We start from the raw sequence: 12,749 nt of genomic DNA, 5'->3' as shown, positions 1-12,749 counted from the left end.
CCTGAACGCGCCCTGGGAGCGCCTTGGAGCACCCGAAGACCCACCCGTCATTTCATGACATCGAGTGGCATAGTGCCCAGCTCATGGCATCGTCTCCCGTACCCCGCTTCGGGACTCCGGCCACCCGAGGCGCAGGATGGTGGGACGATGGGCAGGGGCAACGCTGAGGTAAGGGGATAGATGGGCGCCGATGTCGGCCGTTATCGCGGCTCAGAGAGCAAATTTTCCCAATGGCTTCGCCGCCGGCCCAAACCGCAGCAGGGCGAGGCCGACGGCACAGCCCGGGAGGCGCTGCTTCTCGCTGTCGCCGAGGCAGGAATGCCCATCGCGCCCGCCGCCCACCCGATCGGCTACCGATGTTCGTGTGAACGCATCGGCTGTCCCACCCCCGCCCGGCACCCCGTCTCCTTCGCCTGGCAGACGCAGTCCACCACCGACCGCGCCCAGATCGAGCGCTGGGCCCGCAGTCAGCCACAGGCCAACTTCATCACCGCGACCGGCATGATCCACGACGTGCTCGACGTGCCGCTGTCCGCGGGCACCCAGGCCCTGGAGCGGCTCCTCGCCGCAGGCATCGACGTCGGCCCCGTCGCCCGCTCCGGCGACGACCGGATGCTCTTCTTCACCGCCACCCGCGGTACGCCCGAGGACGAGGACGAGTGGTGGCCCTGCGAGCTGGACTGCCACCCCGAGACCATGGACGAGCATCCGGGACTGCGGTGGCACTGCCGCGGCAGCTACGTACTCCTGCCGCCTGCCGAACTGCCCGGTGAGCTGGATGTGCAGTGGGTGCGGGGGCCGGAGCACCTGCTGCCCGATCCGCTGACGCTGCTGGAGACGCTCACCGACGCGTGTGCGCAGTACGCGGACGAGGTCGGCCACGGCCCGGTGGCCTGGCCGCTGACGAGGTGACCGGGCCCGTCCGGTGACCGCTGAGTCCTGATCCCCGGACGGGCTCGACCCGGTCAGGAACCCTTTGCCGCCGTCAGGCCCGGCAGGCGGTTCAGCATGACCACCCTGCCGTTCCCCGCACCCTTCTTCGGGACGTACACCAGCTGGCTGGAGACCCGCTCCTTGGTGAGGGTCGACTTCACCTCACCGGTCAGCAGAGCCTCCACGTCCGCGTTGAGCGGCGGACGCAGCCCCTTCGCCGCGGTCTGCCGTTCGTAGTGCCTGCTGCTGAAGAAGACCAGCGCTCCGCCGTCGTCCGTCTCCAGGCCGAGCGGGGCGAACGTGCCGCTGTCCAGGGGCTGGTCGATGTACTGGTACGAGAAGCCCGCCCGCCGGGTCGTGCGGCGCGCCTCCCGCCAGTCCGACGTCGCGCTGCCGGGAGCGAAGACGTCCGGGGTGCCCTTCTGCAGGTACTGCGTGTACTGGGTGCCCAAGTCCTCGGGCGCCACGGTCAGTTCGGCGCTGTCCACGGCCACCGGCACGGCCCCGCCTTCGCCGTCCTTCGCGAAACCGGGCAGTGCGGACGGCGCGACGACCGACAGATATGCGGCCTTCCACCCCGCGCCGGGCCCGGACTTCTCGAAGACGACCAGCCAGCGGGTGTCCAGCTTTCCGCCGTCCTCGTCACGGTTGGAGTCGGTGTCCGCGAGGAACCACCGTGGCCAGCCGGCCTTCTGCGGGACGAGATATCTGGCGTCGGTCAGCTCCAGCGGCGTGTGGTTCGCGTTGCCGTCCGGATTGTTCTTCTGCCGGGCCTTCAGCCCGGCCTGGTTGATCACACCGAGCGGGCCCGTGACCCGGTCCGCGTCCAGAGCCGGGTCATAGGCCTTGTCCGCGGCGTTGTACGCGGTGGTGAAGTCCGAAAGGGCCTTGGCGGCCTCAGACTTCGTCGACGCCGGTACGACTTCCAGCTCGCCGTGCACCGTCACGCACCCGCTCGCCGTCATGCACAGCACCGTCGCCGTCACGAGCACCGTCGCCGGCCGAACCGGCCTCAGGCTTCTCATCCGTTGCTTTCCGCGCCTTCTGATCCGTCGCCCCCACTGACCGTCCGAACCCTACCGGGGCGAGGAACAGCGCGAGAGTGGGGATCAGATACAGCGCCCACACCGTGATCTGGAGAACGGTCGGGTCGGGCTGGAAGTTGAACGTGCCCTTCAGCAGCGTGCCGTACCAGCTGTCAGGCGGGATCGTGGCGCTGATGTCGAACGCCCGGTTGTGGAGCCCGCCCAGGAACTCGGCCTCCTGGAGGTCGTGGACGCCGTACGCGAGCACGCCCGCGGCGACGACCACCAGCATGCCGCCCGTCCAGGTGAAGAACTTCGCCAGGTTGATTTTCAGCGCACCGCGGTAGAACAGCCAGCCCAGCACGACGGCGGCCGCGATGCCGAGGAACGCACCGATCATCGGGTGCCAGCCGTCATCCGCGGCATGCACCGCACGCCACACGAACAGCGAGGTCTCCAGGCCCTCCCGGCCCACCGCGAGGAGCGCCGTGGCGACCAGCGCGCCGGTGCCCATCGCGAGCGCCGCGTCGAGCTTGCCGTGCAGCTCCTTCTTCAGATGCCGCGCGGTGCGCCGCATCCAGAAGACCATCCAGGTGACCAGGCCGACCGAGACGATCGACAGCGAACCGCCGAGCGCCTCCTGGGCCTTGAACGTCATCTCCTGCGAACCGAATTCGAGTCCGGCACCGAACGCCAGGCTGACGACGACTGCGATCCCGACCCCGACCCAGATCGGCACCAGCTTGTTCCTGTTGCCGGTCTTCACGAGGTAGGCGATGAGAATGCACACGACCAGGCTGGCCTCAAGGCCCTCGCGCAGGCCGATCAGGAAATTGCTGAACACGTCTCGGTTCTCCCTCTGTCTGCTTCGAGTCCCGTTACGAGAACAGCGCCCGGCCCCACCAGTCGTCCTTGTCGCGGACGCCCGGCGGGACGGCGAAGTGCGCCGAACCAACGTGCTGGATGTACTCGTTGAGTGCGTCGTGCGCCGCGAGGCGGCGCTGCAGCGGAATGAAGGCCTTGCGCACATCACGCTGGTAGGCGAGGAAGAACAGCCCGGCGTCGAGCCTGCCGAGGCCGTCCGTGCCGTCGGTGAAGGAGTAGCCGCGGCGCAGGATCGTCGCACCGTCGTTGCTGTCCGGGTGGGCGAGCCGCACATGCGCGGTCGGCAGCATCGCCTTCAGGAACGGCTCGTCGCGCTCCTTGGACCTGCCGACCGGGGCGCCCTCGCCCTTGTCCCGGCCGAAGACGTCCTCCTGCTCCTGGAGCCCGGTGCGGTCCCAGGTCTCGATGTGCATCCGGATGCGCCGGGCCACCAGGTACGAACCCCCGGTCATCCAGCCCGCCTCGTCCTTCTCTCCGACCCACACGTGCTTGTCGAGGGCGGCGGTGTCGGTGCCGGAGATGTTCCGGGTGCCGTCCTTGAAGCCCATCATGTTGCGCGGGGTCTGGGCGTCGGGCGTCGTCGAGGACGTCTTGCCGAAGCCCAGCTGGGACCAGCGGATCGCGGTGCGGCCCATGCCGATCCTGGCGAGGTTGCGGATGGCGTGCACCGCGACCTGCGGGTCGTCCGCACACGCCTGGACGCACAGGTCGCCGCCGCTGCGGGCCGTGTCGAGGTTGTCGCCGGGGAACTTCGGCAGATCGACGAGCGCCTCGGGGCGCCTGTCCTCCAGACCGAACCGGCCCTTGGCGAACAGCGAGGGGCCGAAGCCGATGGTGAGCGTGAGCCGGGACGGTTTGAGGCCCAGCGCCTCGCCCGTGTCGTCCGGCGGAGCCTCCGCGAGGCCGCCGTACGCACCGTCGCCCACCGCGTGACCGGCCGTCATCCGCTCGGCCGCCCGCGTCCACTCCTTGAGCAGCGCCATCAGCTCGGCGCGGTCCTTCGTCGTCACGTCGAACGCGGCGAAGTGCAGCCTGTCCTGTACGGCGGTGGCGATACCGGCCTGGTGCGCGCCGTGGAACGGCACGGCCGCACCGCTGTCCGCGGTCGGTACCGCGTCGCTCTCCGTGCGCACCGCGGCGACCGCGCCACCGGCCGCGACCGCGCCCAGCGCGAGACCGGCGCCGCCCCAGCCGAGCAGCGCCCGGCGGGAGGGGGCACGGCCACCGGCCCCGGCGGCGTCGTCCACCGTGGTGCTCTGTGTCTGCTCGGACATGACCGGAGCCTCCCCGTCCGTTACTTGGTGACCGCGGCGGCGAGCTTGGACAGCGGCTCGGCCAGCGCGTTGACCGCGTCCGAGAGCTCCTTGCGGTCCGCCTTGCCGACCTTCTCGTACGAGGTGAACTCGTACGAGCTCTTGTCCGTGCGGTACTTGTCCAGCAGCGTGTTCAGCGCCGCGAACTGCTTGTCCAGGGACGCCGTCAGCGCCGGGTCGTTCTTCGAGGCGATCGGCTTCAGCAGCTCGTAGGACTGCTGCGCGCCCTCGACGTTGGCCTTGAAGTCGACGAGGTCGGTGTGGCTGTAGCGCTCCTCCTCGCCGGTGACCTTGCCGGTCGCGACCTCGTCGAGGAGTTCCTTGGCACCGTTGGCCATCGAGGTCGGGGTGATCTCCGCCGTGCCGACCCGCTTCTGCCAGTCGAGCAGGTCCTTGTAGAGGACCGGGGCGAGGGCCTTCTCCTCGGCGCCCAGCTTCTTGTCCTGCCACAGCGCCTTCTCCAGGCGGTGCCAGCCGGTCCACTTCTGGCCGTCCTCCAGGCCGTCCTCGCGGATGTCGACCTTCGGGTCGATGTCGCCGAAGGACTCGGCGACCGGCTCCGTGCGCTCCCAGCCGAGCCGGGAGTCGGCGTAGACCTTCTTGGCGGCCTCGATGTCACCGGCGGCGACGGCGTCCGTGAAGGCCTTCGCCTTCGGCAGCGTCTCGTCGGCCTGGGCCTGGACGTACGTGCGGTAGGCGGCGACGGCCTTGTCCATCTCGGGGCTGCGCTTGGCCGCGTTGGCGCCGGTGACCTCGATCTTCTGCCGGATGCCGTTGCCCTTCATGCCGGGCTTGCAGGCGATCTCGTACGAACCGGCCTTGATCTCGGCCGTGATGGCGGCCTTGGTGCCGGGGCCGATGTTCTCGCGCTCGGCGACGATGCGGTCGTCCGGGAACAGGACGTAGACCTCGGTGACCTTCGAGCCCTTGTTCTGCACGGCCAGCTCGATGTGACCGGCCGGCAGCTTCTTCTTCGACACCTCGCAGGAGTCGTCCTTCGCGACGACCTGCACGGCGCCGTCACCCTTGCCGTCGCTCTTCTCGGCGCAGCCCGTGACGGCGGTCAGTGCGGCCACGGCCGCGGCAGCGGTGACGACGGAGGAACGAACGGCTCGCATGCGGGCTCCACAAGATGAAGGAGAAGGAGGAGAAGACCGGACAAAGACAAGTGAGGCGGACCTAACTTAATGGAGGCTTACCTCACCGATACCCCCGGGTGCAGTGATTCAGCTCTCATCCGCGCGATGCGGGAACAAGGCGATCACGAGCAGTTCATGGGCAACCCATGGAGGGGTCAAGCAATGGTCAAGCGGTTCTTGTCGGTACGACGAGGGGCGTCCCGGTCCGTGGATGCGCGAACACCTCGACGGGCTGCCGGTAGACCTCGCCGAGCAGCTCGCCCGTGAACACCTCGGCGGGCGGGCCCGCCACCGCGATCCGCCCGCCGTGCAGCACGACGGCCCGGTCCGCGTACGCCGCGGCCAGCCCCAGATCGTGCAGCACGACGACGACCGCGTCACCGGCCCCGGCCCGCTCCCGGCAGATCCGCAGCACCAGTTCCTGGTGGCGCAGATCGAGCGCCGCGGTCGGCTCGTCGAGCAGCAGCAGTGGGGCGCGCTGCGCCAGCACCCTGGCGAGCGCGACCCGGGCCCGTTCGCCGCCGGACAGCGCGGAGAAGGGGCGTGCGGCGAACTCGGTCACCTCGGTGGCCGCCATCGCCGCGGCGACCGCCGGATCGTCCTCGTCCGCCCGCTCCGTCCCGGCCCACGGCGCCCGTCCCATGCGTACGACGTCCTCCACCGGGAACGGGAACGACAGCGTGGCGGACTGCGGCAGCACGGCCCGGCGCAGGGCCAGTTCGGCGGCCAGCGCCGCCAGCAGGGTCGACTTCCCTGCCCCGTTGGGCCCGACGAGCGCCAGCACTTCGCCCGCGTGCGTCACGAGCGACGGTGAGCGAAACGAGGCCGTCCCGCTCGTCACCTTCACCGCGAAGGACTTCACGCCGAAGGACGGTCTCGCCGTCCTCACCGAGGCCCCCGCGGCGCTCACCGCCGACGGCGCCGCGGCGTTCGGCTCGCTCTACAGGGCGGGCACCGCGATGGACCCGGTGTCGCTGGCCGTCGCCTGCGACACCGCGGCCGAACTGCCCGCCCTGCCCGACCTGGGCAGCGTCGCCGAACCGTCCGGATCGCCCACGGCGAAGACCACCACCGCGGCATCGGCGTCCGACGCCGGTTCCGGTTCCCGCACCGGGCTGTACCTCGGCATCGGCGGCGCGGGCGTGCTCGCCGCCGCGGCGGGCGCGCTGTACGTGACCCGCCGCCGCGCCGGCACCCGGCAGAACACCGACTAGACCCCCGTCCCCGGCACCACCCCCGATTCATTTCCTGTCATTTCCTGAGGAGACCAACGACCATGGCAGCCACCCGCCGTCCCATAGCTCTCGCCGCCGCCGTCGCCACGGCGGCCGCCTCGGCGCGACCGTGTTCGCCCTTCCGGCGCTCGCCGCCGACAGCACCGCCCCCGACGGGGCGGCCGCCGCGGCGCCGAAGCTGGAGCTGAAGGACGGCACGCTGGAATGGGGCCTCAAGGAGTCCTTCCGCAAGTACCTCGCCTCGTCGTTCTCCGGCGGGAAGATCACCGTCAAGGACGGCGCCACCCAGGCCCCCGACAACGGTGTGTTCACCTTCGTCAACGGCAAGGGCACCTACGACACGGCCACCCATGGCACCGACACCGCCTTCGGTGGCGGCGTCAACTTCTACGCCCACGGGGGCGTTCTCGACATCACGCTCTCGGACGTGAAGCTCTCCACGTCCGGCACCGGCGGCGCGATCACCGTAGACGTGGCGACGCCCGAAGGCACCAGCAACGACGTGGCGTTCGCGGCTCTCGACCTGTCGGCGGTGAAGCCCGGCCAGGGCGCGGGCGGCGCGATGGTCTTCAAGGACATCCCGGCGACGCTGACGAAGGCGGGCTCCGAGGCGTTCAACGGCCAGTACAAGGAGGGCGAGGTGCTCGACCCGGCCACGCTCTCGGTGACGCCCGTCGCGGCCCCCACCACCGAACCGACCACGAAGCCGACGACGAAGCCCACCACGAAGCCGACCACCAAGCCCACGGGGAAGCCCACCTCCACCGCATCCCCGTCCGCCCCGGCCACCGGAAAGCCGGCCGCCACCGACGGCGCGATCGTCGACGGCACCCTGGACTGGGGCGTCAAGAAGTCCTTCCGTACGTACGTCACCGGCCCGATCGCCCACGGCAAGGTCGAGACCACGGCCGGCGCCACCGCGACCGGCGACGGCTACCGATTCCCGGACGCCACCGGCCACTTCGACGCCGACGAGCAGACCCTCGACGCCGGCTTCGACGGCAAGGTCCGCTTCCTGGGCCACGAGGAGAACGGCTCCTACGCCCTCGACCTCTCCCTCACCGATGTGGAGATCCAGGTGAACGGGACGAAGGGCACGCTCATCTCGGACGTCTCCACCAAGGACCGCGAGACCGGGAAGGCCAACACCTACACCGGCCTGGCCGTCGCCGACCTGAAGCTGCCGAAGGGCGAACTCGCGGCCAAGGACGGCGTGGTGACCCTCTCGGCCGTCCCGGCGACCCTCACCGCCGACGGCACCGAGGCCTTCGGCGGCATGTACCAGGCGGGCGAGCAGCTCGACGCGCTGACCGTCGCGGTCGCCCTCGACGAGGACGCCGATCTCCCGGGCGGCACCGGCTCCACCGGTTCCACGGGCTCCACCGGCCAGGCGGGAGGCTCCACGGCCACCGGCGCAGGCAGCGTGGGCGGCGGCTCGGTCGGCGGCTCCGGCTCCCTCGCCGCCACCGGCTCCGAGGTCCCGACGGGCGCCCTGATCGCCGCCTCGGGTCTCGTCGTGGCGACCGGCGCCGGGGCCGTGATCGCCGCCCGCCGTCGCCGTACCGTCTGATCCGCCCGCACCGCCCGGCGACACCGCCCGGGTGACGGCCCAGCTGTACGGCCGTCACCCGGGCGGTGCTTGAATGCCCACGTGAGCGACAGCGACTTCGACGTACCCGCAGGCATCGACGTACTGCGCGTGTTCTGCGGTCCCGACGGCCGGTACGGCAACCACCTCGGTGTCGTACGCGACGGGCGTACATACCCCGACGAGGCGTCCCGGCAGGCGCTGGCCCGCCGGCTCGGCTTCAGCGAGACCGTGTTCGTCGACGACCCCGAGCGCGGGCACGTCGACATCTACACCCCGGGACTCCGCCTCCCCTTTGCCGGGCATCCGCTCGTCGGCACCGCCTGGCTGCTCGATCTGGAGATCCTGGAGCTGCCGGTCGGGGAGATCTTCGCCCGCCAGGACGGGGAGTTCACCTGGATCACCGCACGCCCCGAGTGGGCGCCGCCGCGCACGCTGGAGCGGTACGCGTCCGTCGCCGAGGTGGAGGCGCTGACCGGGCCGCCGCCGGGCGAGGGCTGGCTGTACGTATGGGCCTGGGAGGACGAGGCGGCGGGACGGGTCAGGGCGCGGGCGTTCCCGCGGCGAATCGATGAGCGCGGCGTCAGCCGCTCCGGTGGAGCCGGGGCTTGCACCGGGGGGATCGTGGAGGACGAGGCGACGGGGGCTGCGGCACTGCTGCTCAGCGCGGAGCTGGGCCGCGCCCTCAACATCGCACAAGGACGCGGCTCCCAGATCCTCACCGCACCCGCACCCGACGGCACAGTGGAGATCGGAGGCCGCGTCGCCCTCGTCGTCCGTGGTTAGCGCCTCATCCCAATTTCGGCTTGCCCGGCGGAAAACCCAGCCCGACGGGCGGAAAATCCAGCCCGTCCGGCGATTGAGGGCAAAGACAGCATGATGAACCGGGCCGACCAATCGACCCGGCCACCCCCGACGCCGCGCCGCAAAGGCGCTACGCGCTGAGCGGGAACACCTCGCCCAGCTCCCGGAACACCGCCGTGTTCAGCGCGAACGCCCGCTTGCACTCGTCGACGATGCGCTGCTTCTCCAGATCGTCCGCGTTCACCGCGTCCAGCAGCTCGCGGTAACCCCGCTTGAACGAGGCGGGGTTGGAGATCCCCTCGAAGACATAGAACCGGACCCCGTCACCCTTGCGCGCGAAGCCCCAGGTCCGCTCCGCCTTGTCGCGGATGATCTGGCCGCCCGAGAGGTCGCCGAGGTAGCGGGTGTAGTGGTGCGCGATGTAACCGGCGGGCCAGGTGCGGGCGCACTCGGCGACCCGGGCGGCGTACACGGCCGTGGCGGGCAGCGGCGCCAGGCCCTCGCGCCAGCCGGCACCCCGCAGATGGGCCAGATCGCGCTCCAGCTCCGCGGTGCGCATCAGCTCGGGCTGTATGAACGGACCGGCGACCGGGTCGCTCCGCAGCGCCTGGGCCCCCTCCTCCAGCGCCTGGTACACGAACCACAGCTGCTCGGTGTAGCGCGTGTACGCGTCGACTCCGAGGCGTCCGCCGAGCAGGTCGCTCATGAAGGTCGAGGTCTCCGCCTCGGTGTGCTGCTCGTGCGACGCGGTGCGGATCAGCGTCGAGAAGGGCGTGGCGGCGGCGGTTGCGTCCAAGGCGGGCCTCCGGGGACCGAGGGGGACGGGAAGTCCAGAGAGAAAGCGTGAGCAGAGGAAGAAACAGAGGCATGAGCATCGGCAGCGACTGCGTACGGCAGCGGCTGTCGACATCCCCGATCTTCTTACTTAGGCTTACCTAAGTCAACAGCTTCCCGACGGCCTGTCGGTAAAAACGATACGCCCGTATCCGCCTCCGTGCCGGAGCACGCAAAAGCGGCCGCCCGGGGGTGCCTCTATGTGTTTCGTCAAGGCGCCCGTGGTGGGTTTGGGGTAGTTCGGTGTTGCTGGGGTCACGCGGCGAGCTCAACGTCTTTCGGCGCCCGAGTCTCGTAGAAGGTGCCGTCGCGGAGCATGGCGAACAGGACGCTGATGCGTTGGCGGGCGAGGCGGAGGAGGGCTTGGGTGTGGGTCTTGCCGCGGGCGCGTTGCTTGTCGTAGTAGGCGCGGGAGGCGGGGTCGGCGTTCATACAGGCGAAGGCAGAGAGGAACATGGCGCGTTTGAGCTGCCGGTTTCCGCCTCGGGGGGCGTGTTCGCCGTGGATAGAGGTGCCCGACTGCTTTGTCGTGGGCGCGAGACCGGCGTAGGAGGCCAGGTGGGCGGCGGTGGGGAAGCTGGAGCCATCGCCGACGGTGACCAGCAGGACGGCGGCGGTCCTGACGCCGACGCCGGGCATCGAGGTCAGGACCTGGGAAAGAGGGTGGGCCTCCAGCAGGGCGTTGATCTGGGCTTCCATTGCCCGGCGTTGGGTGTGGACGGCGGCCAGGGACGCGGCGAGAGAGGGGATAACGATGTCGAGGGTGCCGGCGCCCGGGACCACAACGGTTTGCTCGTCGAGCGCGTCGAAGACCTCGTCGATCAGCCGCTGGGCCATGCGTGGGGCCTTGGGCCGGATCAGTTCGACGAGCCTGCGGCGGCCGGCTTTGCGCAGGGCGGACGGGGAGCCGTAGCGCTCCAGCAGCCAGGTCACAGCCTGGTGGTCCAGACGTGGCCCGAGGACGCGTTCCAGGGAGGGGTGGAACTGGGTGAGCAGGCCGCGTATCCGGTTGGAGGTGCGGGTGGCCTCTGCGGCGAGGTCCTGGTCGAAGCCGACGAGGACGGTGAGCTCGGCGGTGATCTCGTCGGTGAGTTCGAGCGAGCGCAGGGTGTGCGGCATGGTGCGGGCCGCGTCCGCGATCACCGCGGCGTCCTTGGCATCGGTCTTGGCCTCGCCGGGGTAGAGGTCGGCGATCCGGCGCATGGCCAGGCCGGGCAGGTAGGCGACGCGGCAGCCGGCGTCGCGGGCGACGGTCAGCGGGAGGGCACCGATGGAGGCGGGCTGGTCCACGATGACCAGGACGGTGCCGAACTTCGCGGCAAGTTTGTCGAACACGGCCCGCAGCTTCGGTTCGCTGTTGGGCAGCGGCTTGTCGAAGACCTTCTTGCCGGCCGGGGTGAGTCCGTGGCCGTGGTGAGCGGACTTGCCGACGTCCAGGCCGAGGAACACGCCCACGTCTTCGATCTCGAACATCGCACCCTTCCAGGGGTGTTGACGGTGCCGGCCTCGGCTCGGGTGTCGTGCTCGCGCATCCACGTTATGCAGACCTGCCGCCCGCGAACTGCCCGGCATTGCGCCGGACCGGACGGTGGCCGGACCTCTGATCAGCGTCTCCGACGAACACCCCCGGACCCGGCGACACCACCCCCCAGGTCATGCCTTCGACAGGGGGCAACAGTCATACCGGGCCCGGAGGCCAGCGGCCCCGTTGCAGGACCGCGAAAAAGATAACGGGGCGGCCGCTTGCGGAGGAGCTGTCCGTGTGGTTACGGGAGCGTCAGGATCTCGGTGCCCGTCTCCGTCACCACCAGCGTGTGTTCGAACTGGGCGGTGCGCCTGCGGTCCTTCGTCACCACGGTCCAGCCGTCGTCCCACATGTCGTAGTCATGGCTGCCCAGCGTCAGCATCGGCTCGATGGTGAACGTCATGCCGGGCTGTATGACGGTGGTCGCGTGCGGGCTGTCGTAGTGCGGGATGATCAGACCGGAGTGGAACGAGGAATTGATCCCGTGCCCGGTGAAGTCGCGCACCACGCCGTACCCGAAGCGCTTCGCGTACGACTCGATGACCCGCCCGATGACATTGATCTGCCGGCCCGGCCGGACCGCCTTGATGGCCCGGTTCAGCGACTCCTCGGTGCGCTCCACGAGCAGCCGGGACTCCTCGTCCACGTCGCCGCAGAAGTACGTGGCGTTGTTGTCGCCGTGCACACCGTTGATGTACGCCGTGACATCGAGGTTGACGATGTCGCCGTCGCGCAGCACGGTGGAGTCCGGGATGCCGTGGCAGATCACCTCGTTGAGCGAGGAGCAGAGCGACTTGGGGAATCCGCGGTAGCCGAGCGTCGACGGGTAGGCGCCGTGATCGCACATGAACTCATGGGCGACCCGGTCGAGTTCATCCGTCGTGACGCCCGGCGCGATGTGCTTCGCGGCCTCCGCCATCGCCTGCGCGGCGATCCGGCCCGCGATGCGCATGCGCTCGATGGTGTCGGCGTCCTGGATCTCCGGACCGGTGTACGGGGTGGGGGCCGGCTTGCCCACATATTCGGGACGCCGGATGTTTCCGGGCACGGAACGGATGGGAGTGATCTCCCCGGGTACGAGCAGCGACTGGCCAGACATGTCAGCGAGTCTAACCAGCGTGCTTGGGGCAGCATGGCCCCGAGGGAAGGAGCCGACGATGGCCCTGTTCAAGAAGCGCACGGTCGGCAAGCCGGGCGAGTGGTACTACTGCCTGCAGCATCAGAAGGTCGAGGAGGGGCCCGAGTGCCCGGCCAAGGACCGTTTCGGGCCATATACCACGCGTGAGGAGGCGGAGCACGCGATGCAGACGGCGCAGGAGCGGAATCTCGAGTGGGAGACGGACCCCAAGTGGCACGACCGGGGCACGACCGGGGGAGAATCCGGCCCGTCCGGCGACTGAGGTCCGGGTGATCGAAGGCCGGGTGATCGAAGGCCGGGAGATCGAAGGCCGGGCGATCGAGGTCTGCG

At 70.0% G+C, this 12,749-nt stretch carries 11 protein-coding genes and 2 pseudogenes; 5 read left to right on the top strand and 8 right to left on the bottom strand.

The features are described 5' to 3' along the window. The first annotated feature begins 180 nt into the window (after nucleotides 1–180). Nucleotides 181–912 (top strand): bifunctional DNA primase/polymerase, encoded by a 732-nt coding sequence (locus OG507_RS11465; protein ID WP_327367078.1) that lies wholly within the window; start codon nucleotides 181–183, stop codon nucleotides 910–912. A 53-nt stretch (nucleotides 913–965) separates the two neighbouring features. On the opposite strand, the gene OG507_RS11460 is transcribed toward OG507_RS11465, so the two are convergent. The 5 genes from OG507_RS11460 to OG507_RS11440 all read right to left on the bottom strand — a co-directional run bounded on the left by OG507_RS11460 (nucleotide 966) and on the right by OG507_RS11440 (nucleotide 6,205). Next, nucleotides 966–1,898, bottom strand: a complete 933-nt coding sequence (locus OG507_RS11460) for a hypothetical protein (protein ID WP_327367077.1) — start codon at nucleotides 1,896–1,898, stop codon at nucleotides 966–968. Further along, the gene (gene efeU, locus OG507_RS11455; RefSeq protein ID WP_327367075.1) at nucleotides 1,831–2,802 is read right to left on the bottom strand and encodes an iron uptake transporter permease EfeU; all 972 of its coding nucleotides are present in this window, start codon (nucleotides 2,800–2,802) and stop codon (nucleotides 1,831–1,833) included. The genes OG507_RS11460 and efeU overlap by 68 nt, the downstream gene beginning before the upstream one ends. 34 nt (nucleotides 2,803–2,836) lie before the next feature. Then, nucleotides 2,837–4,117 carry an iron uptake transporter deferrochelatase/peroxidase subunit gene (gene efeB / locus OG507_RS11450; RefSeq protein ID WP_327367074.1) on the bottom strand — a complete coding sequence of 427 codons (1,281 nt, stop codon included), beginning with the start codon at nucleotides 4,115–4,117 and terminating at the stop codon, nucleotides 2,837–2,839. A gap of 20 nt (nucleotides 4,118–4,137) precedes the next feature. After that, nucleotides 4,138–5,274 carry an iron uptake system protein EfeO gene (gene efeO / locus OG507_RS11445; protein WP_327367073.1) on the bottom strand — a complete coding sequence of 379 codons (1,137 nt, stop codon included), beginning with the start codon at nucleotides 5,272–5,274 and terminating at the stop codon, nucleotides 4,138–4,140. A 187-nt stretch (nucleotides 5,275–5,461) separates the two neighbouring features. After that, nucleotides 5,462–6,205 (bottom strand): ATP-binding cassette domain-containing protein, encoded by a 744-nt coding sequence (locus OG507_RS11440; RefSeq protein WP_442810962.1) that lies wholly within the window; start codon nucleotides 6,203–6,205, stop codon nucleotides 5,462–5,464. Here OG507_RS11440 and OG507_RS11435 point away from each other — a divergent pair. From OG507_RS11435 to OG507_RS11425, 3 genes and pseudogenes are all read left to right on the top strand, one after another. Then, nucleotides 6,162–6,509 (top strand): annotated as a pseudogene (locus tag OG507_RS11435) (HtaA domain-containing protein); the annotation flags it as partial. The gene OG507_RS11440 and the pseudogene OG507_RS11435 overlap by 44 nt on opposite strands. 62 nt (nucleotides 6,510–6,571) lie before the next feature. Further along, nucleotides 6,572–8,100 (top strand): annotated as a pseudogene (locus tag OG507_RS11430) (HtaA domain-containing protein). Between the two features lie 81 nt (nucleotides 8,101–8,181). Then, entirely contained in the window at nucleotides 8,182–8,904 is a 723-nt protein-coding gene (locus tag OG507_RS11425; protein WP_327367072.1) for a PhzF family phenazine biosynthesis protein, read from the top strand. Nucleotides 8,905–9,052: 148 nt separating this feature from the next. Here the strand turns inward: OG507_RS11425 and OG507_RS11420 are convergent, their stop codons facing one another. The 3 genes from OG507_RS11420 to map all read right to left on the bottom strand — a co-directional run bounded on the left by OG507_RS11420 (nucleotide 9,053) and on the right by map (nucleotide 12,380). Next, nucleotides 9,053–9,718, bottom strand: coding sequence for a biliverdin-producing heme oxygenase (locus OG507_RS11420; RefSeq protein ID WP_327367071.1), 666 nt, complete (start codon nucleotides 9,716–9,718; stop codon nucleotides 9,053–9,055). Between the two features lie 293 nt (nucleotides 9,719–10,011). Next, a complete protein-coding gene (locus OG507_RS11415; protein WP_327367044.1) occupies nucleotides 10,012–11,229 on the bottom strand; it encodes an IS110 family transposase in 1,218 nt (405 codons plus the stop codon). Between the two features lie 293 nt (nucleotides 11,230–11,522). Beyond that, nucleotides 11,523–12,380, bottom strand: coding sequence for a type I methionyl aminopeptidase (map, locus tag OG507_RS11410; RefSeq protein ID WP_327367069.1), 858 nt, complete (start codon nucleotides 12,378–12,380; stop codon nucleotides 11,523–11,525). A gap of 58 nt (nucleotides 12,381–12,438) precedes the next feature. Between map and OG507_RS11405 the strand changes: the two genes are divergently transcribed. Further along, nucleotides 12,439–12,681, top strand: a complete 243-nt coding sequence (locus OG507_RS11405; protein ID WP_327367068.1) for a hypothetical protein — start codon at nucleotides 12,439–12,441, stop codon at nucleotides 12,679–12,681. Nucleotides 12,682–12,749 lie beyond the last annotated feature (68 nt).

The sequence above is a fragment of the Streptomyces sp. NBC_01217 genome (assembly GCF_035994185.1).
GTDB lineage: Bacteria > Actinomycetota > Actinomycetes > Streptomycetales > Streptomycetaceae > Streptomyces.
Note: the sequence above shows the minus strand (reverse complement) of the source record. Positions and strands in the feature narration are given on the sequence as shown.

Coding starts and splice junctions, on each gene's coding strand:
- OG507_RS11415 (WP_327367044.1), bottom strand. CDS start 11,229: ATGTTCGAGATCGAAGACGTGGGCGTGTTCCTCGGCCTGGACGTCGGC.
- efeO (WP_327367073.1), bottom strand. CDS start 5,274: ATGCGAGCCGTTCGTTCCTCCGTCGTCACCGCTGCCGCGGCCGTGGCC.
- OG507_RS11465 (WP_327367078.1), top strand. CDS start 181: ATGGGCGCCGATGTCGGCCGTTATCGCGGCTCAGAGAGCAAATTTTCC.
- OG507_RS11405 (WP_327367068.1), top strand. CDS start 12,439: ATGGCCCTGTTCAAGAAGCGCACGGTCGGCAAGCCGGGCGAGTGGTAC.
- efeB (WP_327367074.1), bottom strand. CDS start 4,117: ATGTCCGAGCAGACACAGAGCACCACGGTGGACGACGCCGCCGGGGCC.
- map (WP_327367069.1), bottom strand. CDS start 12,380: ATGTCTGGCCAGTCGCTGCTCGTACCCGGGGAGATCACTCCCATCCGT.
- OG507_RS11460 (WP_327367077.1), bottom strand. CDS start 1,898: ATGACGGCGAGCGGGTGCGTGACGGTGCACGGCGAGCTGGAAGTCGTA.